The sequence below is a fragment of the Terriglobus sp. YAF25 genome (assembly GCF_052113305.1).
Classification (GTDB): Bacteria; Acidobacteriota; Terriglobia; order Terriglobales; family Acidobacteriaceae; genus Terriglobus.
The window spans coordinates 1-1,206 of sequence record NZ_JBFRCY010001011.1 but is presented as its reverse complement, the minus strand read 5'-3'; the positions used below and the strand labels follow the sequence as shown (position 1 = coordinate 1,206).

Genomic DNA, 1,206 nt, shown 5'->3' with positions numbered 1-1,206 from the left:
GTATGGCGCGCCTCGGGCAACGAGGTGTTGGAGCAGACCCTGGAACGTCTCTGCGTCGCGGTCTATGCCTTCGTCAGTCTGAAGCGTGCGGCGGCTGGAGAAACGCTGAAGTCTGCAGTAAAGTCGCATCGCAAGCTGCTGGAGGACCTGCTCTCGCGGGATGAGAAGCGCATCACCGCAGCTGTGAACRAACACATTAGCTCGATCACCATTCCCGATACCGTCGCCGACTAGGAAGAGGGGCTTTTCTCCTCTTGGCGCTGTCTGTGATGATACATTATCGATAATCGCTAATCAGTCTTGGAGGCCCTTTGTCCACTCACCCATTCGCCGGCATTTACGCCGCATTGCTCACACCGCTGACCCCCGATGGACGGCTGAATGCTCCGGCAGCGCAGAAGCTTCTTTTGGAGCTGACCTCCCAGGGGCTGGATGGAGCCTATGTCGCGGGAACCACCGGTGAGGGCATGCGTCTCTCCATGGAGACCCGCAAGGAGCTGGTCGAGACGGTGATGGAGGTTCTGCCGGCAGGGAAGCGGATCTTTGTGCATGTGGGAACTCCGGATGTGCGCGATGCTATCAAGCTCGCCGAACATGCCGCCGCAAAGGGAGCGCATGCCATCAGCAGTCTGCCTCCTGCACTGGACTCGCAGCAGGTGATGGCCTTCTATAGGGAACTGGCACAGCACTCGCCGTTGCCGCTGCTGGTCTACTACTTCCCCAAGGCTGCTCCTCTCGCCTTTCAGAAGCCGCAGGAGCTACTGGAGATCTGCGATCTTCCGAATGTCCTCGGAGTCAAGTTCACGGACTTCAATATGTATCTGCTGAACTCGCTGGCGAAGCGCGGCAAGCTGGTCTTCAACGGTTATGACGAAGCGCTTGCCGCAGGCCTGCTGATGGGAGCGCAGGGAGGCATCGGCACGACGTATAACCTGCTGGGGCCGGTGTATCTCGATATCTTCCGTGCCGTGCAGCAAGGGGATTGGGAGACGGCACGCACTTTGCAATACGACGCCAATGCGGTGCTCGATATTCTCTTCCGTTATCCGTTCTTTCCCGCGGTGCGTGAGGGCGTCCGGCACATGGGCATTGATTGCGGTCCGATGGCCAGCGGCGAAGCCTTCGCCTCAGACGCACAACGTAAGGCTTTCATCGAGGACATGGATGCCAATCTACCGAAGGGGATATTGCATCGCATCCAGTGGC

The 1,206-nt window shown here is 58.8% G+C and carries 2 protein-coding genes; both read left to right on the top strand.

Annotation, left to right across the window (positions count from 1 at the left end; all coding sequences use genetic code 11):
* Nucleotides 1-234: FCD domain-containing protein (locus tag AB4043_RS26120; protein ID WP_442308600.1), on the top strand; the 234-nt coding region annotated here is incomplete at its 5' end.
* A gap of 77 nt (nucleotides 235-311) precedes the next feature.
* Nucleotides 312-1,206, top strand: an 895-nt coding sequence (locus AB4043_RS26115; RefSeq protein WP_442308599.1) for a dihydrodipicolinate synthase family protein, incomplete at its 3' end; no start/stop codon positions are given.